Source organism: Cupriavidus sp. 22TCCZM04-2 (assembly GCF_057798895.1).
Genome location: NZ_JBYOJS010000031.1, coordinates 18,822 through 39,951 on the forward strand (window position 1 = coordinate 18,822; position 21,130 = coordinate 39,951).

The following is a 21,130-nucleotide window of genomic DNA, read 5'->3' on the forward strand; positions in this document are numbered from 1 at the left end:
GCAGGCTCCTGTAGTGCACTCGGGTGATGCGATCCTTGTGCAAGCTTCGTGCCGTCCGGATGGCCGGCGCCGATGCGCGTGGCACCGTGGCGATGCAGGTTCAGCAGGCGGCACCGCGCGGCCACTACGCCGCGGTTGCGAAGCCGGGCGGAGCGCCCGGCGTTCCGGCTTAAGGTCTTACAGGAGCGGTGTATTGCCCATCCAGTACGGCTCGCGCTCATAGTAGCGATGCACGTCGGTGGCCCACTGCTGGTCGGCCATGCGCGGCCAGCTGTCCTTGTTGAACCCGGGTGCGTTCTTGATGCGGTCGGCGGTCATGCCCAGGCGGAAGCATTTGGCGTCCGTGTCCATGACCAGCGCGCTCCACGGAATCGCATGCAGCGTATCGCCCATGCCGAGGAACCCGCCGGTGCTGAGCACCGCGTACGCCACGCGGCCGCGTGGCACGTCGATCATGATCTCCTTGATTTCGCCGACGTGCTGGTCGTCCGACGAATAGACCTTGGTGTCGTCCAGCGTCGATGCGGCCATGATCTCCGGGCCGGGGCCTTCGCCGACGCCGCCGCCCACGATGGCAGCGCCTTGGTTCGAGGTGAGATTGGGATCCATTGCAGTCTCCGAACGGTTGCAGGTGCCATCCTGGAGCAACCTGCGTGCCCGCCTGCTACGCATCGCCGGAGCGCGCCGCGATGCGCGCTGCGGGCGTTGCGCATCGACCGGCGCGCGGCAGAATCTACAACGGTCGGTAATGACGCCGCGAACGCGGTATCACAGACCGAACGGGTAGGTGTCCGGCATATCGCCCATATCGCCCATATCGCCGGCCGTCCGCGCGGCTGGTGGCGCTGCCAGCGGGCGCACGGCCGTGGTCGTGTCCAGCCAGAGCCATCCGTCAAACTGGTACGGCAGCACCGCGTGCATGTAGTGGCTGTGCAGTTCGGTCTCGGGCTGGTAGATCACGCCGATGAAGCGTTCGCGCTGTGGCTCGAGCAGCGCGTCGCGCAGCGCGGCGCCCGCGCCCGCCACGCCATCGCGCAGGTCCACGAACGCGCGCGGCAGGCCGGCCGCATGGGCCACGTACTCGTAGCTGTCGGCCCGCGCCGGCAGGACCTTCTTGACCCGCATCGGCCCATCCCACGTCGAGGCCGCCGCCACCGTGCCGGTGTAGGTATCGAGGCCGATCAGCGCGGCCCGGCTGCCCATGGAGCGACGGCACAGCTGGCCCAGGTTCAGCTGGTTGTGTTCGGTCCCCATCGTCGTGGCCGAGGCATCGCCGATGTGGGAGTTGTGCGCCCACACCACCGCGCGGCAGCCGGGCCCCCAGGCCTCCAGCAAACGCGTCAGCGTGTCATGCATGTGGGTGTCGCGCAGGTTCCAGCTGGCCTCCGACGCCTGGTACATGGCGCGGTAGTACTGTTCCGCGGACGCGACCAGGCGGGCGTTCTGCGCGGCTTCGAAGAATGCGTCGTGGTCGCCGAGCGCGTACTCGATGCGCTTTTCAAGCAGCGCGCGCAACTGGGCAATGACCTGGTCCTCGCAGGCCGAGGCCGTCGCCGACAGTACGGCGAGGCCGTAGCGCGCGGGCTGGCTTTGCCACGGCACCAGGCACGCATAGCGGCGGCGCGCGAGCGCGGCTTCCGCGGGGTCCACGCGCTCCAGGTAGGCCAGCACCGCCGCCATCGATGCGGACAGGCTATAGATGTCGAGCCCGAAGAAGCCGGCGCGCTCCGCGGGGTTGCGCTGGAGATTGAAGTCGCGCATCCAGTCGACCAGCGCGGCGAATTCGGTGTTCCGCCACATCCAGGTGGGAAAGCGCGAGAAGTTGGGGCCGGCGGATGCCGGCGGCGCGCTGCGGTGGCGCACATAGCGGTCGATGGCCGCGGCGTCGGGCCAGTCGGCCTCGACGGCAACGACAGTAAAGCCATGTTCGCTGATGAGCCGTTGGGTCAGCCGGGTACGCGCGCGGTAGAACTCGGCCGTGCCGTGCGACGCTTCGCCCAGCAGCACCACGCGTGCATTGGCATAGTGGTCGATCCAGTCGGCAAAGCCGGCATCGTCAAGCTCGGGAAGGTGCGTGGCGGCCTGCGCGAACAGGCGCGCCAGCGGCACCGGTGGTTCGCGCTGGCTGTCGCGGTGCCAGGCAACGGAGGGCGGATGGTGGTCGGAATGGGTGACGGAATGGTGGGCCATACCTGTCCTTGCCGGCCGTTCATGGCCGGGAAAGGCCCTGCGCGGTAGCGCGGCCGGCCCGACGTGCGCCGGGCGCCGTGCGGATCGCGGGAGCGGGTGGATGTGGTGAGTCCCACGCAAGATCCGTGACACAGGATGCTGCCGGTGCGATGTTGGACGGAGATCCGTCATGCCATGACGGACCGGATATCGGATGCGCAACACGATGGCAAGGCCTGCCCCCGGAACGGGCGTGGTTCGAGTCGCCTCCGCGCCACGTCGCGCTACCGGCACTGGCGGGCGGCTATTCCCACATTTGGGCGCGCTGGCAAGGGCGTTGCGTAGTAATATTTCCTTCTTACCCTCAGATCAGCAAATTTGCGCACCACGATGGCTTCATCCCGAGTGAAATCGCTCCCCAGCCAACTCTCCTTTCCTGTCGTCGGCATCGGTGCGTCGGCCGGCGGCATCGAGGCGCTCAAGACATTTTTTGAAGCCTTGCCGGGGCGTAGCGGCGCAGCTTATGTGGTGGTGGTGCATCTCGCCCCGGACCACGCGAGCAACCTGCCCGCCGTGATCGGCGCGGTCGCCGCCATGCCGGTGACGCAGGTCACGGGCACCACGACCATCGAGGCCAACCAGATCTATGTGATTGCGCCGTCGATGACGCTGTCGATGGTGGACGGCTACCTGAGCGTCGAAGCGGTGGGCGCGCTCGACAGCCGCCGCGCGTCCATCGACCTGTTCTTCCGTTCGCTGGCGGAGGCGCATCGCGAACGGGCCGCGGCCATCGTGCTGTCCGGCGCGGGCGCGGACGGCTCGGTCGGCATCACGCGCGTGAAGGAGCTTGGCGGCATCGTCATTGCGCAGCAGCCTGAGGACGCGGCGTTTTCCAGCATGCCGCGCGCGGCGGTCAGCACCGGGCAGGTCGACATCATCCTGCCGGTGCCGGAGATGCCGCAGAAGCTCATGGAGTTGTGGACCAACGCCAGCCGCATCCGCCTGCCCTCGGATGCGGAATCCGGCGACAGCGTCGCCGCCGCAGCCGATACCGAGCACATCCTGCGCGAGATCATGGTGATCCTGCGCACGCGCACCTCGCATGACTTCCGCCAGTACAAGCGCGCCACCGTCCTGCGCCGCATCGAGCGGCGCATGCAGGTGAACGGGCTCAGCGAACTGTCCGAGTACCGCGACTTCCTGCACGGCCACCCGGACGAAACGCCGCTGCTGTTGCAGGACATGCTGATCAGCGTGACCAATTTCTTCCGCGACCGCGAGTCCTTCGACGCGCTGCGCACGGAAGTGCTGCCGCAGATCATCGCGACCCGCCGGGCCGAGGGCGATCCGATCCGTGTCTGGAGCGCGGGCTGTGCCACCGGCGAGGAAGCCTACTCGCTGGCCATGCTCCTGCAGGAGGCAACAGGCGAAACGGCCGAAGCCGTGCCGTACCAGGTCTTCGCCACCGACATCGATGAGCGGGCCATCGCCCAGGCGCGCATGGGGCTTTATCCGGAGGCGATCGCGGCCGATGTGGACGCCGGCCGCATGCGCCAGTTCCTGACGCGCGATGCCGGGCACTACCGCGTCAAGAAAGAGCTGCGCGAACATGTACTGTTCGCGCTGCACAACGTGCTGCGCGATCCGCCATTCTCGCGGCTCGACATGGTGTGTTGCCGCAACATGCTGATCTACCTCGATCGCGAAGCCCAGCTGGAAGTGCTGCGCACCTTCCACTTTGCGCTGCGCCCGGGCGGCTACCTGTTCCTGGGCGGCTCGGAGGCGGCGGACAGCGTTGCGAACCTGTTCAGCGTGGTCGACAAGAAGGCCAGGATCTATCGCGCCAACGTCGCGGTGCGCGCCGATGCGCCCATGCCGCAGGCGCCCGCGACCATGGCGTCGGCCCTGCCGATGATGATCACGCCCCATACGGGGCGCCGCAAGTTCTCGTTCGGCGACCTGCACCAGCGCGTGATCGAGCAACATGCGCCGCCGAGCGTGCTGGTCAGCCGCGAGTCGGACATCGTCCACCTGTCGGACCGCGCCGGACGCTTCCTGCAATATGCCGGCGGCGAGCCGTCGCACAACATCATCGCGGCGGTGCGGCCGGAATTGCGGCTCGAACTGCGTACCGCGATCTTCCAGGCCCTGCAGGCCAACCACAGCGTGGAAGCGCGCCGCGTGCAGCTCGAGCGCGACGGCCGGCGTTTCTTCGTGAACATGATTGCGCGGCCCGTCCACGACGTCGAAGCCAACGCGGACTTCGTGCTGATCCTGTTCGACGAGGTCGAGGACAGCATGGCCGAGGCGGACGCCATGGCGTCGAAGCCGCTGCGCGATCCGGTGGTCAGCCAGCTCGAAAGCGAGCTGCACCGCACCAAGGAGCAGCTGCAGGCCACGATCGAACAGTCGGAGACCTCGACCGAGGAGCTCAAGGCGTCGAACGAGGAATTGCAGGCCATCAACGAGGAACTGCGTTCGGCGACCGAAGAGCTCGAGACCAGCAAGGAAGAGTTGCAGTCGATCAATGAAGAGCTGACCACCGTCAACGCCGAGCTCAAGTCGAAGGTCGAAGAGACCAGCAAGATCAACGACGACCTGCAGAACCTGATCACGGCCAACGACATCGGCACGATCTTCGTGGACCGGAATATCCGCATCAAGCGGTATACGCCGCGGGCGACGGATGTGTTCAGCATCATCCCGTCCGATATCGGACGGTCGTTGCTCGACATCACGCACCGGCTCGAATATGACAAGCTGTCGGACGATGCCGCCGAAGCCTTCGATTCGCTGCGGCTGATCGAGCGCGAGGTGCGCAGCAGCGACGGCCGCTGGTACCTGGCGCGGCTGCTGCCCTACCGGACCACCGAGGATCGCATCGACGGGGCCGTGCTGTCGTTCATCGACATTACGTCGCGCCGGGCCGCGGAAGAGCGCCTGCGCGATGGCGAGCGGCGCATGCGCATCGTTGCCGAAGGCACGCGCGACTACGCCATCATCACATTCGACGACGAAGGCCGCGTCACCAGCTGGAACGTCGGCGCGCAGCGCATCTTCGGCTACGACGAGGCCGAGATGCTGGGCCGGTCGTCCGACGTCCTGTACACGCCCGAAGACCGCGACCAACGCGTGCCGGCCGAGGAGATGAACCAGGCCCGCAAGTACGGGCGGGTCGAGGAAGACCGCTGGCACGTGCGCAAGGACGGCACGCGCTTCCGTTCCAGCGGCGTGCTGTCGCGGCTGGAAAGCGGCGGGATCAGCGGCTACGCCAAGATCGCGCGCGACCTCGACGAGGCCTTGCCGCAAGGCGCCCCGCGCAACGAGTCGTCATGGCGGCACGACGAAGACCAGGTGCGGCGCGACGAATTCCTGGCGGTGGTGTCGCACGAACTCAAGCACCCGCTGAACCTGATCAGCGCGAGCAGCGAACTGATCTCGCGCTCGAGCGAGGCACGCCGCAATCCGCTGATCGCGCGCGCGACGGCGACCATCCGCCGTACGGTGCAGAACCAGGCGCAGATCATCGACGACCTGCTCGATATGTCGCGCGTGCGTACCGGCAAGCTCTCGCTCACGCGCGAGCCGCTGGACTGGCGCGAGGTCGTGCAGCGCGTCTGCGATGCCGCGTCCGAGGACGCTTCGTGCAAGAACCTGACGCTGCACTGCGAACTGGCCGAAACGCCGGTGTGGATCAATGCCGACGTCACGCGGATCGAGCAGGTGGTCTGGAACCTGATCAGCAATGCGCTCAAGTTCACGCGGGACGGCGACCGGATCGACGTCAAGCTGGAGAACCAGGGCGATCACGCCAGGCTGGTCGTCCGGGACAGTGGGCATGGCATCGACCAGCAGGCGTTGCCCCATATCTTCGACATGTTCCACCAGGGCGGCGGTCCGCGCGGGCGGCAATCCGGTCTTGGCATCGGGCTGTCGCTGGTCAAGGAGCTGGTGACGCTGCATGGCGGCACGGTCAGTGCGGACTCGGCCGGCTTTGGCCGCGGCGCCAGCTTCACGGTCGAATTGCCGGCCGGATCCGGCGAGCAGCACGATGACGGCGAGGTGCCGGTGACGCCCTCGTTGCTGCGCGGCATGCGCGTCATGCTCGTGGACGACGATGCGCCGACGGTGGAGACGTTCCGGATGCTGCTCGAATCGGAAGGCGCGGTGGTGCAGGTCGCCACGGACGCCGAGACCGCACTCAGGGAGATGGCGTCCAGCGCGCCGGACCTGCTGCTGTCCGATCTTGGCATGCCCGGCATGGATGGCTTCGAACTGCTGCGTGCCGCGCGCCAGCTCTCGGGCCTGGAAAACCTGACCGCCGTCGCGCTCAGCGGCTACGGGCAACAGCGGGACATCGACGCCGCGCTCCAGGCCGGCTTTGACGCCCACGTGTCCAAGCCGATCGTGCTGGACACCCTGTTGACGACGCTGCTGCGCCTGCGCACGCGCTGAAGCGGACACGGCGCCTGGAAGCCGTCCCGTTTGCCGGGGCGGTTCCAGGCGCCGATGATTTTCGCTTTTTCTTCTTTCGGGCTTTCGGGCTTTCAGTCCTTCCGCTGTCCCGCCTAGCGGCTGCGCGAGCGCGAACTCGAGGCGGCGTTGGTCTGCTGCCGCAGCCGGTTGCGCTGCGCGCGCAGCGCCATCACGGTCTGGCACAAGGTGTGCAACAGCATCTCGGTAAACGCGGTCGGCAGCCCATCTTCGCGAAGCTGTCGCGTGAAGCGAATCTGGCGACGGATATTGCTGCGGACTTCGGCGATATGTCTTTCAATATCGAACAATCGCTTGGATGTACAGTCGGGCGCCGTGCGCACGCGCACGGCGGCCTCGGGCTGGAGAGTGCCGGCATTGTCGTCGGCGGTGGGTTCGGGCGCGGCGATTTCCGAGTCCGGATGCATGTCGATCCAGCTCTTGGCCCAGGCCAGCCCCTGGGCCTGCGCACGTTCACGGGTCCGGAAAAGGCCCAGCGTGCCCGACTCCACCAGCACGGCGCCGGCATGCACTACGCAGCCAGCAGCCTGCCAGGTATCGTCGGAGAGCAGCGTTGCGGAACCTTCGACCGTATGATCGTAATATTGTTGCGTCGTCATCGGCACTTTCTGTCTCCAGTCGCGGCCGGTTTGCATTCGCAGTGCAACCGATCCTTGTTGTCTCGGTGTATTAACGAGATGGTAAGAAAGGTTGAGCTGTGCTGACATATCGGCGAGCCGTTATGAATGCTACGATTCCGGACACCGTAAGGGTGTCAGGCCGCCGGCAAACGGCAAGGAGATCGAATGCCGTCCATGTATCTCTATACGAATCAGGCAGGAAGCCTCAGCGAGTTTGAAAGCGAATGCATGGCGCTGGACGCTGCGGGTTACGTCGTGAACATCGGCAACGCCTGGTGGGAGCGCACGTCGGGAACGGGGCCGGCCCTGCAGCGTCCGGCGTTCCAGCAGATGCTGCGGCGCCTGCGCGCGGGGGACACGATCCTCACCGCTACGCTTGCCAGCCTTGGTTGCAACCTGCGTGACGTCATTGCCACGGCGCAGCGCTGCCGCGCGCTGGGGGTGCGTGTGTGTTGCGTCGAAGTCGGCGATGACGACCTGACCGCACCCGGCTCCGTGACCATGCGCACCCTGCAGGCCATTGAACGGCTGGAGCGCCAGGGGCGCAGTGCGCGCATGAAGCTGAGCGCGCAGGAGGCCGCCGATCGCGGCGCGAAACTGGGCCGCAAGCCCTTGCTGGAACCCGACATGCACGAAGAAATCCGCGCCGCCATTCGTGTCGGCACGTCGATCAGCGAGCTGGCGCGGACACTGCGCGTGTCGCGCCAGACCATCATGCGCATTCGCGACGGCTGGTCGTGAGCGCTGCGCGGGTTTTGCAATCCGCGCACCTCCCCGATGCAATTTCTTTCCACGCGGCGCGGTCCCGCATCGGCTGCGTCGCGTGATGGCTTTTGTCGTCCATCGCGACAGACGTGCTTCGATTCCGGCATGGGCTTTGCGTCCCTCAAGGCCACGCATGCAGCCTGCGCGGAACGTCTTGCCGTGCAGGAGAACCGATGGAGGCTATGGTATGGAACGCGACAAAGACAAGGGCGGCAAGGGTGACAAGGGCAGCAAGGGCGACTCCGCTCGCAACCAGCCGAACCCGATCGCGCTGCAGAAAGCGCTGAAGGGCGTCGATTATCCGGCCACGCGCGGCGCGCTGGTTTCGGCCGCGCGTGACAGCGGCGCCGACGACGCGATCGTCGATGCGCTGGAAGGCATTCCCGAAAAGCGCTACGAGGACCCTGCGCAGGTTTCCGAAGCCGTGGCCCATCATCGCGGGTAGCGGCCATGCGTGACATGCGTTGTGCGGCATCCGCCGCGATCGCCGCGATGACTCTGTGCTGCAGCGTGACGGGCCTGGCCCAGGACACGTCGAACCGTGCCGACTACGGCCCGAAGGACAGCAGGATCATCGGGCCCATGGCGCCGGGCAGCACGCCCGCGGCCACGCGCAAGGGGGCTGACAATCCCGGCGGGTTGGGCAAGGGCCTGAACGACACGCCGCAGCCCCCTGCGACCGGCGCGGGTTTGCCCGGAAAGCCTGCCGCGCGTCCGGACGCCGAGTCCGCCGGCAAGACTTCGACCTCCGGCCTTCATGGCAGCCCGCGCAAGGGGACGGGCGGGGCAAGGATCGACCAGGTGCGCCCGCCTGACGAAAAGGCGCGCTGAAGCGGCCCGGTCATCCGGGCTCGCCGTTCCGTGTCATCATCGGCACTTTCCTGATGCGGGCTGCCATTCAGCTTGCCGCCGGAGTGCCATGAAAGTCAAACGCATTGTCGCGAACCTTTTTGCGCCGGATCTCGATACGGCTCGTGCGTTCTATCGGGATGTTCTGGGCCTGGAACTGCTGATGGATCACGGATGGCTTGCCACCTATGGCTCGCACGAGTCCATGTCGGTGCAAATCAGCGTGGCTTCGGAAGGTGGCTCGGGAACGCCGGTGCCGGATCTGTCGATCGAGGTCGATGACCTTGATGCGGCGCTAGAGCGCGTGCGGGCTGCCGGCATTGCGGTGGAGTACGGCCCCGCGCTGGAACCGTGGGGCGTGCGGCGCTTCTACGTGCGCGATCCGCTTGGCAAGCTCGTCAACGTGCTGGTCCACTGCTGACATCGCGCGCACCAATGAAAAAAGGCTTGCCGAAGCAAGCCTTTTCCAAATCTTGGTGCCCAGGAGAGGACTCGAACCTCCACAGTGTTGCCACCGCTAGGACCTGAACCTAGTGCGTCTACCAATTCCGCCACCTGGGCAAGTGAGCTGCGCATTGTACCAGAGGATTCGGGGAATGCAAGCGGTACGCCGCGAAGACCAATATTCGCGCTACGCCTGCGGTGGCCGCAGGTGTTCCTGCAGCCGCGAGAGCTCCAGCGCAATGCCGTCGGGAAAGCCCTGGCGCCCGCCGCGCTTGTCGATCAGCAGGTCTTCGAGGTAGGCCAGGATGCCATCGGGATGGCTCCACAACGCAGCGAGCTGGTTGCCGATACGCGGAAAACGGCGGCATAGCTCCAGGGGCCGGGCTTCGGGCGGCAGCGAGGCCAGCCAGCGTACTGCCGCGGGCGTCAGGGCCAGCGTGTCGGGCGGCGCGGGCCTGCGCAGGCTGGGCCAGTCCGGCGCTGCGTGCTCGGGCGGCGCGCCGTCAAGAATCTTTTTCGCTTCCTCGACGGAAACGAATTCGAACGAGAGGGGTTCCTGGGGTTCCATGCCGGTCAACAATCGGAAAGGGATCAACACAAGCCTGCGCCTGCCTCATACAACTTCGGTCGTTCCGGCATTTTCCTGAAGCCTGGCGTCATGCGGCAACACCATACTGTGTGCCGGTTCGCGCCGTCGCAATATTCGGGTTTGTGCCAGCTTTCGCAGGCGCTGGCGTTGGAGTCTACTGGAAACGCGCACAAGACGTGGCTGGATGGAAGATCGGGCTGCACGTTGCAAGGGTTGCTCATCGCTTTCCAGTCGGACATGAATTCCTACGGAGACTACACCATGGTGACCAAGCAGGAAGATGCGTTCATTGTGAAGAACCTGCTCGCGCTGGCAGCAGTGGAAACGATCGGCGCGGCCATTGCGCTGGGCTTCGTCTTCAACGTACTTACCTGAGTCTCCGGGACGGCCCGCCCTACGCCTGCGCGGGTCACATCGCGCTCCGCTCGTCAGTCGGAAGATTGACGAATCGCCCCGGTCCGACAATTTTTCGTCGATGGACCGCGGTCACAACGACTTCGCGCAGATGATTACCACCATGCCCGCCATGGCGGGTTAGCGCGCCTCCTCAGATCCGTTCCCGCAAACACCCGCCCCAAGGCGGGTGTTTCGTTTCCGTGAATCGGCGCGTCTGGTCCCTGCCGGGCGGGTTACACTGCCCGCTCATTCCATTCCACAACGCCGCTGCTCCGGATTTCCCATGAAACGAATCGCTCTGCTTCTCAGTGCCATGACTTTTGCCTGCGCCGCCGTGGCGGCCGCACCGGGCGCCTCGGCACCGGCCGCCGCCGCAGCGCCGCAGACGCTGCCCTCGGGCATGACCATCCAGCACCTGGTCAAGGGCACCGGCCCGTCGCCCAAGGCCACCGACACCGTCCAGGTGCATTACCGCGGCACGCTGGCCGACGGCACCGAATTCGACAGCTCGTACAAGCGCGGCCAGCCGATCTCGTTCCCGCTGAACCGCGTGATCCCGTGCTGGACCGAAGGCGTGCAGACCATGCAGGTCGGCGGCAAGGCCAGGCTGACCTGCCCGGCGGCAACCGCCTACGGTGCGCGCGGCGTGCCGGGCACGATTCCGCCGAATGCCACGCTCACGTTCGAGGTGGTGCTGCTGGGCATCGGCGGCTGAGTTTCCCGGCGCCTGGGCGCTATTGCCCCGGTGTCCCGGAAGCGGGCGCTGCGGGCTCGACGCCCGGCGCGGATGCCGGTGCCGGCGACGAGGCGGGCGTCGGCATGGCCGCGCCTTCCGCCTCCTCGTCGTCACCGTAGTCGGGCAGCTTGCCGCCGCCGCCATCCAGCAGGTAGCGCCGGCGCTGCACGTAGGCATCGCGGACAAATGCGTACTTGTCCAGCGCCGCCAGCGAGAGCAGGTCCGTTGCGCCGAGCAGGTTGGTGCGCACGTCCACCACGTTCATGGCAAACAGCGAATTGCGCCAGGCCGGATCCATGTAGGTGGTTGGGTCGAACTGGAAATTCACATACAGGCCCACGCCATCCCGGAACGAGCTCGGGCCGAAAAACGGCAGCACCAGGTAAGGCCCTGGCGGTACGCCCCACGTGCCCAGCGTCAGCCCGAAGTCCTGCGAATGCTTCTGCAGGCCGGCCGGCGTGGCAATGTCGATCAGCCCGCCAATCCCCAGCACGGAGTTGATCGCCACCCGCATCAGGCTCTCGGCCGCATCCACGCCCTTGCCCTGCAGCAGGTTGTTGGCGAAGTTGCCCACGTCCGCGATATTCGAATAGAAGTTGGTCACCGCGGTGCGCACCGGTTGCGGCGTGACCGCGCGGTAGCCCTTGGCCACCGGCGTGGCGACGTATTGGTCGAGCTTGTCGTTGACCTTGAAGACCACGCGGTTCATCGGTTCGAGCGGGTCATCGGGGTTTGCCTGCGGGCCGGTGGCGCAACCGGCCGCAAGCAGCGGAACGAGAGCGATGCATGCCAGCCGTACGGGCTGGCGCGTCATTGAGGGGAGCGGCATGGAACTGCGGATGAGTCGCGGTCGCGATCGATTAGTTGTGGTTATTCAACGGGTGTTGCGTGGGGCCGGTGCGCGCGTTCGCGCGGGCGGCCCATCAGGATCGGCTGGAAGAACACGGCGCCCGCCAGCGTGCACATCAGCGCCAGCGCCAGCAGCTTGCCCATGCTCGCGGTGCCGGGATGCTGCGACAGCCACAAGCTGCCGAACGCCGTGGCGGTGGTGGCGGCGCTATAGAGCACGGCGTGCGTGAGGCTGGACTGCAGCAGCTTGGTCTTGCCATGGCGCCATGCAATCACGTAGTAGATCTTGAAGGCGACGCCAATGCCGAGCAGCAACGGCAGCGCGATCACGTTGGCGAAGTTCAGCGCAATGCCGAACGCCGCGCACAGTTCCAGCGTGACGATGGCCGACACCAGCAGCGGGATGAGCGTGCGCAGCACATCGCCAATCCGGCGCAGCGCAATCCACAGCAGGATCGTGATGGACAGCACGGCCCAGCCGCCGGCCTGCGCGAAGGCGCCCATGATCGTATCGGCGGAGCCGCGGATGGCGATCGGCCCGCCGGTTGCGTTCGGCTCGACGTGGAGCACCGCGTCGATGAATCGGTTGAGCGCGGCTTCGCGTTCGATGCCGTCCTGCTGCGGCAGTCGCGGGGTGATGCTGACCAGCGCGCGCCCATCCGGGGTCAGCCACTCGCGCGCGATCTCCTTCGGCAGGGCTTGCTGCGAGACGGGCAGCGGATCGAGCATCAGGCGCAGGCGGCCCAGGGCCAGGCGCAGCGGCAGGGCAATGGCCTGCTCGGCGCGGTCGCGCGTGGCGGCATCGGCGTCCGCGAGCCGCTTCAGCGCCTTGGACAGGCGGGTTGCCTGCGCGGCGCCGGCTTCGGGATGTTCGTCCGCCGCGATGGCGAGCTGGCGCGACGCATTGCGCAGCGCATTGACGCGTGCCATGTCGCTGGCCGGCGTGGCGGTCTGCTGCGTGAGCACGGGCATCAATGCGGTGCGCGCCGTGCCGATGGCCGCAAGCTTGGCAGGCTGGTCGTCGGGAACGAAGGTCTGCAGCGTGACGACGCGCGCCACTTCGGGCAGCGGCGAGACCCTGGCTGCGATCTCGCGGGCGGCATCGAGCGAGGGGGCCAGCACCGTGACATCGTCGGTGCCTGCTTCCGGCGCATCCTTGAGTGCCAGCAGCGTCGCCATCGATTCCGAGTGCGGGTCCTTCAGGTGCAGCGGGTCGAAGTCGAAGCGCAGGCGCAGCAGCAGCGGCGATCCCAGCAGGATGGCGGCGCACGTGAACAGGAGCACCGGCTTGCGATGGCGCTCGAAGAACGCATCGGCCGGGGCCAGCCAGCCAAAGCCCGGCGCCTCGGCTTCGCCGCGCGGCTTCAGGACCTGGATGAGGGCAGGCAGCATCGTGAATGTCGTCAGGAACGCGACCATCATGCCGACGCCGGCGATCTGCCCCAGTTCCGCGACGCCGCGAAAGTCGGTGGGCAGGAAACAGAAGAACGCCGCCGCCGTGGCCGCGGCGGCCAGCGTGAGCGGCAGCGCGGTTGCCTGTGCGGCATGTTCCAGCGCCTCCGCAATATGGTCGCGATCATGGCGTTCGGCGCGATAGCGCACGCCGAACTGGATGCCGAAGTCCACGCCAAGGCCGACGAACAGCACCGCGAAGGCGACCGAGATCATGTTGAGCGCGCCCACCATGGCCAGGCCCAGTGCGGCGGTCATCAGCAAGCCCGTGAACAGGCTGGCCAGCACCGCCAGGATCAGCCGGACGGAGCGCAACGCCATCCAGAGAATCAGCACCACCACCAGCACCGTCAGCAAGCCATTGAGCGCGGCGCCGTCGCTGACCGAGGCGAACTCGTCGTCGGCGAGCGGCTGCGGGCCGGTCAGGCGCACGCTGGCCTGGTAGCGCTGCGCCAGTTTCAGTTCGGCTGCCGCGGCGCGGATGGCATCGGCAGCGGCCGCGCCGGCCTGCAAGTCGCTGTAGTCGAGCACGGGGCTGACCGAGACAAAGCTGAAGACGCGTCCCTCCTTGTCCGGCTTGAGGCTGTCGTCGAGCAGGGCGGCCCACGACATCGCGGCCGGCTTGCCCGCCAGTACCTGCTCCAGCGCGCCCGCGCCCGCGCCCAGCAACGTGTCCATATCGGACAGCTTGATCTGGCCCATCGTCAGCGGCAGGCCCAGCGTGGCGGCAAGCGTGTCGGACAGTCCGCGCAGCGTCGGGTCGTGCGCGAGCTGGTTCAGCAGCGGGCGCGCCTGGACGAGTTGCTGCGTGACCTGTTCGACTTCGGCCGTGCGCGCGAACAGCAGGCCGTTGCGCGCAAAGAACTCGCCCGCGCCGGGCTGGCTGACGGAGCGGAAGTGCTCCGGATGGCGCCGCAGTGCATCGGCGAGTTCGTTGGCGGCGGCATCGGCCAGTTCCGACGCGGGCGCCTGCACCACGGCCAGGATCATCTGTCCGCGCTGGGGAAACGCTTCGCCGATGGCCGCATCGCGCCGGGCCCACGGGGCGTCGGATTCCAGCAGGCGGCCGATGTCCGTGTTGATGGCGAAGTGCCGCGCCACATAGAAGCCGCTGGCAGCGGTGAGCAGCAGGCTCGCCACGATCACCAGCCAGGCGCGGATCGTGGCGAGCCTGACGAGGCGGGTCAGCAGCGAGGTCAGCATGGCGTGCTCGGGACAGGGCTTGAGCCGCGAGTATACCGGCTGGCACGCAATCAGCCCGGGGGCGCGTGGCGCGTGCGGCGCAGCCGGGGTAGGCATCCTCGTTCCGCTATACTGGCCCGGCATCCCGGACGCGATGCGGCGCGGCGTCCGGAGCCTTTTTCAAACGCATCTTGCAGCACACTTCGGCATGAACAGATTCGGCTTGATTTCCTTTGCGCCCGTTGCGGCGGTCGCCATGGTGGCCACGGCGCAGGCGCAGACCGTGCAGCCCGGCGATCTCAAGGCCGCACCGGAGCGCCTGGTGCAGGCGGCAGTGGAAGGCGTGATCACGACCATCCAGACCAACCCCGAGACCCGCAGCGGCGACCTGGCGAAGATCACCGCAGTGGTCCAGAAGCAATTCCTGCCCTATACGGATTTCGGCCGCACTACGCGGCTTGCGGTCGGCAGCGCATGGCGCAATGCCACGCCGGAACAGCAGAAGCAGCTCAACGAGCAATTCACGACGCTGCTGGTGCGCAGCTATGCGGTGTCGCTTGCACAGCTGCGCGAGCAGAACGTCAAGTTCCGCTTCAAGCCGGCGCAGCCCGGCGGCGGATCGGGCGACGTCGTGGTGGAATCGCGCGTGCTCAACAACGGTGATGAGATGCAGATCGACTACCGGCTGCAGCGCACGTCAGGCGGCTGGAAGATCTACGACATCAACATGATGGGCGCGTGGCTGATCGAGGTGTACCGCAAGCAGTTTGCCGATATCGTCGCGCGCGGCGGTGTCGACGGGCTGGTGAAGTACCTGGTCGACCATAACGCGCGGCAGGCCGCCTAGACCGGGCGCGCCACGCTTACTGTGCGCTGCCGTTGGCCGCCTCACGGTGCCAGCGGCGCAGCTCTACCCACTGCCATGACAGCAGCGCGGGCACGCCGTACAGGATCTCCCGCGCGCGCTTGACCAGCGCCAGCGCCAGCGACACATGGGCGTCCATGCCGAGCGCCTGGCCCAGCAGCATCACCACGGCCTCCTGCACGCCCAGCCCGGCCGGCACGAAGAACGCCACGTGGCGCACGGCCTGCGTGAGCGACTCGATCGCGAAGGCTTGCCAGAACGGGACAGGGTGCCCCAGCAGCATCAACGCGAACCAGATTTCGAGCGTGCCGCTGACCAGCCCCGCGAATTGCCAGGCCAGTGCCGCCAGCAGTTCGCGCCAGCGCCGGTTGAGCGCGCGGATATGGGCATCGAGCCGCGCACCGTCGATCATGGCGACAATGCGGTGATCCTGGCCGAACAGCTTGCGCGCCGCGCCCTCCAGCTTCTCGAACAGCGCCACATGGCGCAGCGACAGCGCGAATACCACCGGCACGGGCAGTGACAGCAGCAGCCCGGCCAGGATGATCCAGGCCTGGCCGCTGTCATGCAGCGCGGCGATGAGCATCAGCACGCCCAGCGCCGAGAACAGGTACTGCGCGAACAGCGTGACCATGACCTCGACGACGATCGTGGCCGTGACGGCCGTGGTGTCGTGGATGCGCAGCCGGCTCAACCGCACGCCGACCAGCTCGCCGCCGATGCTCATGGTCGGCAGCAGGCGGCTCACCGCTTCGCGCACGCTGGCCACCCACAGCAGGAAGCCAAGACCCGCCTTCTCTTCGGGATCGGCCGAGGTCAGCAGCACGCGCCAGCCCTGCGCATCGAGCAGCAGCGGCAGCGCGTGCAGCGGCACCAGCAGCAGGAGCAGCCAGCCGCCCTGCGCCATCACGGTGGCGATATCGCCGAGACCTTCGTGTATCACCAGGGCGGTGAGGGCGAGCAGGCCCAGCAGGCCGGTCAGGTAGGCGATGCGTTTCATGCGAGAGTCATCGGGCCGCGGCCAGCACGTCGGCAAAGCCGCCGCGCCGCACGCCGGCCGCATCGAGGGCCGCGCGCACGCGCGGCGACAGCAGCGCCGCCAGTTCGTCGGCGTGGCGGTAGCCCGCCATGGTCGGCGCGATGGCCGCGCCCGACGTGACCGCCGGATGCAGGTAGATCTCGCCGATGCCGTCAGGCAGCCTGGCGAGCGCGGCGAGCAGCACGGCCTCATCCATGGCACCGCTGCGCGCGATGCCGAGCACGTAGTCGTTGTGCGCGATGCCCGCGCGCCGCAGCCGCCGGCGCAGCAGCGCCAGCCACGGGCGCAACAGCAGCGGCGCATCGGCTTCCAGCGGCAGCCGCACGGCGCGCAGGCTGAATTCACGGCCGATCGACAGGATCAGCGACAGCACGGTCGGGTGCAAATGGAAATGCTTGTGCGTATTGACGTGATCGAGCGGCAGCCCGGTGGCGGCAAACGCCTCGAACTGCGCGCGGATTTCCGCGGCGAGCTGGCGGCGTACATGCGGCAGGAAAAAGAAGCGGCAGCCGTCGCGCGCCATGGCCGAGCCGAAGCGGCCGCGCGCATCGACGAGATCGGGAATGGCCGCGCGCGGCAGCATCGCCGGGCCATCGGCCAGCACCACATGCAGGCCCACGCGCAGCGAAGGCAGGCGCCGCGCGCGCGCCACGGCGTCGGCGGCTTCGGGGGCGGACACCATCAGGCTGGCCGCGTTGAGCACGCCGTCGCGATGCGCGAGTTCCACCGCCTCGTTGACGGCGGTATGCAGGCCGAAGTCGTCCGCGGTGATGATCAGGCCGCGCGCGGGACGCGCGGTGGCAGTGCGATGAGACAGCAGGATCAGGCCTCGCGCGAACGCAGGAAGCGGAAGAACTCCACGCCTTCGCGCAGCCGCCGCTTCATCATGTCCCAGCTGCCAAGCATCTCGCGCACGATCGCCCAGATCTTGCCGGGGCGGAAGTAGAACTGCTTGTAGAAACGCTCCACGCCGCCGTAGATCTCTTCCTTGGACAGGTGCGGGTAGCTGATCGCCGCGAGCTGCACGCCCTTGTCGTTGACGAGGTTGATGACCTTGTTCTCTTCGAGCCAGCCATTGTCGACCGCCTGCTGGTACAGCGTGGTACCGGGGTAGGGCGCCGCCAGCGACACCTGGATGGTGTGCGGGTTGATCTCCTTGGCGTAGGCGATGGTCTTCTCGATGGTTTCCTGCGTTTCGCCGGGCAGGCCCAGGATGAAGGTGCCGTGGATCTGGATGCCAAGCTTGCGGCAGTCCTCGGTGAAGCGGCGCGCGATATCCGTGCGCAGGCCCTTCTTGATGTTCAGCAGGATCTGGTCGTCGCCCGACTCATAGCCAACCAGCAGCAGGCGCAGGCCGTTCTCCTTCATGATCTTGAGCGTGCTGTAGGGCACGTTGGCCTTGGCATTGCACGACCAGGTCACGCCGAGCTTGCCGAGCCCGCGCGCGATTTCCTCCACGCGCGGCTTGAAGTCGGTGAAGGTGTCGTCGTCGAACATGATCTCCTTCACCTCGGGCATGTTCTCCTTGATCCATTTCACCTCGGCAATCACGCTCTCGGCCGAGCGCGTGCGGTAGCGGTGCCCGCCCACGGTCTGCGGCCACAGGCAGAACGTGCAGCGCGAACGGCAGCCGCGCCCCGTGTAGATCGACACATAGGGATGCTTCAGGTAGCCGATGAAGTAGTTCTCGATCTTCAGGTCGCGCTGGTAGACGGGCGCCACGAAGGGCAGCTCGTCCATGTTCTCGATCATCGGGCGCTGGCCGTTGTGCTCGAGCGAGCCATCGGGCAGCCGGTACGACAGCCCGAGGATGTCCTTGAGCGGCTTGCCGGCGGCCACGTCCTGGCAGGTGTAGTCGAATTCCTCGCGGCAGACAAAGTCGATCGCGTCGCTGGCGCCCAGCGTGCCGCCCGGGTCGACCGCGGGCTTGGCGCCGACCATGCCGATCATCACGCCGGGCTTGCGCTGCTTGAGCTCCTCGGCGAACTTGGCGTCAGTCGGGAACGACGGCGTGCTGGTGTGGAGGATGACCAGGTCGTACTCGACGGCGATGTCCAGCGTCTGCTGCGGGGTCAGGTCGTCGGCGGGCGCGTCCAGCACGCGGCTGCCCGGCACCAGCGCGGCGGGCTGTGCGAGCCAGGTCGGATACCAGAACGATTTGATCTCGCGCTTGGCCTGGTAGCGCGAACCGGCGCCGCCGTCAAAGCCATCGAAGGAAGGGGCCTGGAGGAACAGGGTTTTTTTCATAGTGTCGGCTTCGATGTTGTCAGGTCAGCTGCGGCTTGTCGGCCTGGCGTGCATGTAGCAAGCATGGCTACGATCGTAGCCATGCTTGCTACATCGGGCAAAGCGCCGCAGCGTTGTCTTGTCTTGGTCATCATGTGTCACCGGGTCATGCCAGGATCCTGCACGGAGAGGACTTGCTGCCGCCATCTGACCCGCTGGCCACCCAGCGCAGCGGCCCAGCCGACAAGCAAAAGCATGTCCCGCACTGGTGCGCGCAATGCCGCGGCCGCGGTGCCTGCCAGTGCGCTGCGCGCCAGCGCGCCGGCTACAGCAATGGCGCCAATCCATGCAGCAGGCGACAACGCCACGCCCAACGCCAGCATCGGCCACGTAAAGGTGATGAAGGTAAAGGCAAAGCCCGCCGGATTCAGCGAGCGGATGGTGCGCAGCCAGCGCAGTTCATGCGTCCAGAGTTCGGCCAGCCTTGTCTCGGTCACATCGGTCGTGACCACCACGTCGGACAGCACCGTACGCAGCCCTGCCTGCCGGGTCAGTTCGCCCAGCCAGAAATCATCGGCGAGCCGGTCGGACAGCGAGGCGAAGCCGCCGATCCGCGTCAGCGTGTCGCGTCGCAGCGCGATGGTCGCGCCGAAAGCGAAGCGGCGCGATCCCCCGGCATGCGCGATGCGCACCGACGGCGCGAACCAGTCGTCGATGAACTGCGCGCCGAGCTTCGGCCAGAAGGCGTCGACGGGGCGCCCGCGGTACAGGCAGGTGACGATGCCGACGCCGGGGTCTGCCAGCGGCGCGGCGACGCGTGCCAGGTAGTCGGGCGGCACGGCGATGTCGCTGTCGGCCACGACCAGCAAGTCATGGCGCGCTTGCTCGGCCAGGTTGATCAGGTTGCTGACCTTGAGGTTGGTGCCATGCACGCGCGGGTTGATGACCAGCGTGATGTCGGTCTCGGGGAAGTCCTGCTGCAGGCGCCGCACCACGGCGATGGCGGGATCGTCCGGGTCACGCACGCCGCATACGAGTTGCTGGCCCGTGACCGATTGCCGGCACAACGTGGCGAGATTGTCGTACAGGCGCGGTTCTGCCCCGCACAGCGGTTTAAGCACGCTGACGCGGAGTTCGCCGGATTGTGCGAGTGACGCGGCGCGCGTGCCCGCGCGCCGCGTCAGCACGGCGGCGGTCACGGCATAGCCCGCCGACACGCAGGTCAGCGCGCTGCCAAGCAGGGTCGCGGCCATGGCCGCAGCTTCCGCGGGCATCGGCACTCAGTGGGTCGCCGTGGTCTCCGCCCTGGCGGGCCGTTCCTTGCGCGGCTGGGCCCGGCCGATCTCGGCCAGCTTGATCTCGACGTGGCGCGAGAACACGTAGTCGGCGGGACGCTGGTTGTCGAGCGGGATGTCCGGGGCCATCGCCCCATCGGTCTTCACGCCGCGCAGGCTCACGCCGAGCGCCTTGAGCGGATGCGCGAACGTGTCGGCCACGGCGGTGGCCTCGTAGCCGCTATGGACCATGCAGTCGGCGCACTTCTCGTAGTTGCCGGTGCCGTAGGCGTCCCAGTCGGTCTCGTCCATCAATTCCTTGAAGGTCTGCACATAGCCTTCGCCGACGAGATAGCAGGGCCGCTGCCAGCCGAACACCGTGCGCGCGGGGTTGCCCCAGGGCGTGCAGTGGTAGGTCTGGTTGCCGGCCAGGAAGTCGAGGAACATGGTCGACTGGCTGAACGACCATTTCTTGCCGCGGCCGCGGCGCAGGATGTCGCGGAACAGCTGCTTGGTCTTGCCGCGGTTCAGGAAATGCTGCTGGTCCGGGGCGCGCTCGTAGGCGTAGCCCGGCGACACCGTGATGCCGTCCACGCCCATCGCCTTGACCGTGTCGAAGAAGGCGGCCACGCGCTCGGGCTTGGCATCGTTGAACAGCGTGCAGTTGATATTGACGCGGAAGCCGCGCGCCTTGGCGGCACGGATGGCTTCCACGGCGCGGTCATAGACGCCTTCCTGGCTGACCGAGTGGTCGTGCGCCTCGCGGTCGCCATCCAGGTGGACCGACCAGACGAAATAGGGGCTGGGCTCGTACTGGTCCAGCTTCTTCTCCATCAGCAGGGCATTGGTGCACAGGTAGACAAACTTGCGCCGCGCGACAATGCCGCGCACGATCTCGGGCATGTCCTTGTGCAGCAGCGGCTCGCCACCGGCAATCGACACCACCGGGGCGCCGCATTCGTCGACCGCGCCCAGGCACTCCTCGATGGACAGGCGCTGGTTCAGGATCGGGTCCGGGTAGTCGATCTTGCCGCAGCCGTTGCAGGCAAGGTTGCAGCGGAACAGCGGCTCCAGCATAAGCGCGAGCGGATAGCGCTTCTGGCGCGCCAGATGCTTGCCGACGATGTAGGCGCCCACGCGGGCGACCTGCAGGAACGGAATAGGCAAGGGGGACTTCCTTC

19 protein-coding genes and 1 tRNA gene are annotated in these 21,130 nt (G+C 67.1%); 8 read left to right on the forward strand and 12 right to left on the reverse strand.

The genetic code is table 11. The annotated features are described in order from the left end of the window. Window positions 1-177: 177 nt before the first annotated feature. A complete protein-coding gene (locus AC3FKG_RS28415) occupies window positions 178-609 on the reverse strand; it encodes a PRC-barrel domain-containing protein (protein ID WP_483713336.1) in 432 nt (143 codons plus the stop codon). A gap of 159 nt (window positions 610-768) precedes the next feature. Continuing rightward, window positions 769-2,190 (reverse strand): erythromycin esterase family protein, encoded by a 1,422-nt coding sequence (locus AC3FKG_RS28420; protein ID WP_488744744.1) that lies wholly within the window; start codon window positions 2,188-2,190, stop codon window positions 769-771. A gap of 369 nt (window positions 2,191-2,559) precedes the next feature. Between AC3FKG_RS28420 and AC3FKG_RS28425 the strand changes: the two genes are divergently transcribed. Next, a complete protein-coding gene (locus AC3FKG_RS28425; RefSeq protein ID WP_488744745.1) occupies window positions 2,560-6,624 on the forward strand; it encodes a CheR family methyltransferase in 4,065 nt (1,354 codons plus the stop codon). A gap of 113 nt (window positions 6,625-6,737) precedes the next feature. On the opposite strand, the gene AC3FKG_RS28430 is transcribed toward AC3FKG_RS28425, so the two are convergent. Next, window positions 6,738-7,370 carry a hypothetical protein gene (locus AC3FKG_RS28430; protein ID WP_483713339.1) on the reverse strand — a complete coding sequence of 211 codons (633 nt, stop codon included), beginning with the start codon at window positions 7,368-7,370 and terminating at the stop codon, window positions 6,738-6,740. A 78-nt stretch (window positions 7,371-7,448) separates the two neighbouring features. On the opposite strand from AC3FKG_RS28430, the gene AC3FKG_RS28435 reads away from it, so the two are divergent. From AC3FKG_RS28435 to AC3FKG_RS28450, 4 genes are all read left to right on the forward strand, one after another. Continuing rightward, window positions 7,449-8,024, forward strand: a complete 576-nt coding sequence (locus tag AC3FKG_RS28435; RefSeq protein ID WP_488744746.1) for a recombinase family protein — start codon at window positions 7,449-7,451, stop codon at window positions 8,022-8,024. A 211-nt stretch (window positions 8,025-8,235) separates the two neighbouring features. Next, entirely contained in the window at window positions 8,236-8,493 is a 258-nt protein-coding gene (locus tag AC3FKG_RS28440; protein ID WP_483713342.1) for a DUF2795 domain-containing protein, read from the forward strand. A gap of 5 nt (window positions 8,494-8,498) precedes the next feature. Further along, on the forward strand, window positions 8,499-8,879 hold the full coding sequence (locus tag AC3FKG_RS28445; RefSeq protein WP_488744747.1) for a hypothetical protein: 381 nt from the start codon (window positions 8,499-8,501) through the stop codon (window positions 8,877-8,879). Between the two features lie 88 nt (window positions 8,880-8,967). Next, window positions 8,968-9,318, forward strand: a complete 351-nt coding sequence (locus AC3FKG_RS28450) for a VOC family protein (RefSeq protein ID WP_483713345.1) — start codon at window positions 8,968-8,970, stop codon at window positions 9,316-9,318. Between the two features lie 53 nt (window positions 9,319-9,371). Here AC3FKG_RS28450 and AC3FKG_RS28455 read toward each other — a convergent pair. Continuing rightward, window positions 9,372-9,458 (reverse strand) — tRNA-Leu (locus AC3FKG_RS28455). 70 nt (window positions 9,459-9,528) lie between these two features. Next, the gene (locus AC3FKG_RS28460) at window positions 9,529-9,909 is read right to left on the reverse strand and encodes a hypothetical protein (RefSeq protein ID WP_483713346.1); all 381 of its coding nucleotides are present in this window, start codon (window positions 9,907-9,909) and stop codon (window positions 9,529-9,531) included. A gap of 258 nt (window positions 9,910-10,167) precedes the next feature. Here AC3FKG_RS28460 and AC3FKG_RS28465 point away from each other — a divergent pair, with 258 nt between their 5' ends. Together AC3FKG_RS28465 and AC3FKG_RS28470 are read left to right on the forward strand one after the other, a co-directional pair. Further along, on the forward strand, window positions 10,168-10,305 hold the full coding sequence (locus tag AC3FKG_RS28465; protein ID WP_483714524.1) for a hypothetical protein: 138 nt from the start codon (window positions 10,168-10,170) through the stop codon (window positions 10,303-10,305). Window positions 10,306-10,609: 304 nt separating this feature from the next. Continuing rightward, complete coding sequence (locus AC3FKG_RS28470) at window positions 10,610-11,041, forward strand: FKBP-type peptidyl-prolyl cis-trans isomerase (protein WP_483713347.1); 432 nt, start codon at window positions 10,610-10,612, stop codon at window positions 11,039-11,041. Between the two features lie 19 nt (window positions 11,042-11,060). Here AC3FKG_RS28470 and AC3FKG_RS28475 read toward each other — a convergent pair whose 3' ends face one another. Continuing rightward, window positions 11,061-11,891: an MlaA family lipoprotein gene (locus AC3FKG_RS28475; protein WP_488744748.1), complete on the reverse strand. Its 831-nt coding sequence runs from the start codon at window positions 11,889-11,891 to the stop codon at window positions 11,061-11,063. Window positions 11,892-11,932: 41 nt separating this feature from the next. Further along, a complete protein-coding gene (gene hpnN, locus AC3FKG_RS28480; RefSeq protein ID WP_488744752.1) occupies window positions 11,933-14,566 on the reverse strand; it encodes a hopanoid transporter HpnN in 2,634 nt (877 codons plus the stop codon). Window positions 14,567-14,753: 187 nt separating this feature from the next. Here hpnN and AC3FKG_RS28485 point away from each other — a divergent pair, with 187 nt between their 5' ends. Further along, on the forward strand, window positions 14,754-15,392 hold the full coding sequence (locus AC3FKG_RS28485; RefSeq protein ID WP_483713349.1) for an MlaC/ttg2D family ABC transporter substrate-binding protein: 639 nt from the start codon (window positions 14,754-14,756) through the stop codon (window positions 15,390-15,392). Window positions 15,393-15,408: 16 nt separating this feature from the next. On the opposite strand, the gene AC3FKG_RS28490 is transcribed toward AC3FKG_RS28485, so the two are convergent. The 5 genes from AC3FKG_RS28490 to hpnH form a co-directional block, all read right to left on the reverse strand. Next, the gene (locus tag AC3FKG_RS28490) at window positions 15,409-16,410 is read right to left on the reverse strand and encodes a lysylphosphatidylglycerol synthase domain-containing protein (RefSeq protein ID WP_483713351.1); all 1,002 of its coding nucleotides are present in this window, start codon (window positions 16,408-16,410) and stop codon (window positions 15,409-15,411) included. Between the two features lie 7 nt (window positions 16,411-16,417). Further along, entirely contained in the window at window positions 16,418-17,227 is an 810-nt protein-coding gene (gene hpnK, locus AC3FKG_RS28495) for a hopanoid biosynthesis-associated protein HpnK (protein ID WP_483714452.1), read from the reverse strand. Window positions 17,228-17,271: 44 nt separating this feature from the next. Then, on the reverse strand, window positions 17,272-18,696 hold the full coding sequence (hpnJ, locus tag AC3FKG_RS28500; RefSeq protein WP_483713352.1) for a hopanoid biosynthesis associated radical SAM protein HpnJ: 1,425 nt from the start codon (window positions 18,694-18,696) through the stop codon (window positions 17,272-17,274). Between the two features lie 137 nt (window positions 18,697-18,833). Continuing rightward, window positions 18,834-19,928 (reverse strand): bacteriohopanetetrol glucosamine biosynthesis glycosyltransferase HpnI, encoded by a 1,095-nt coding sequence (gene hpnI / locus AC3FKG_RS28505; protein ID WP_488744749.1) that lies wholly within the window; start codon window positions 19,926-19,928, stop codon window positions 18,834-18,836. 27 nt (window positions 19,929-19,955) lie between these two features. Next, window positions 19,956-21,116: an adenosyl-hopene transferase HpnH gene (hpnH, locus tag AC3FKG_RS28510; protein ID WP_483713355.1), complete on the reverse strand. Its 1,161-nt coding sequence runs from the start codon at window positions 21,114-21,116 to the stop codon at window positions 19,956-19,958. Window positions 21,117-21,130: the final 14 nt, after the last annotated feature.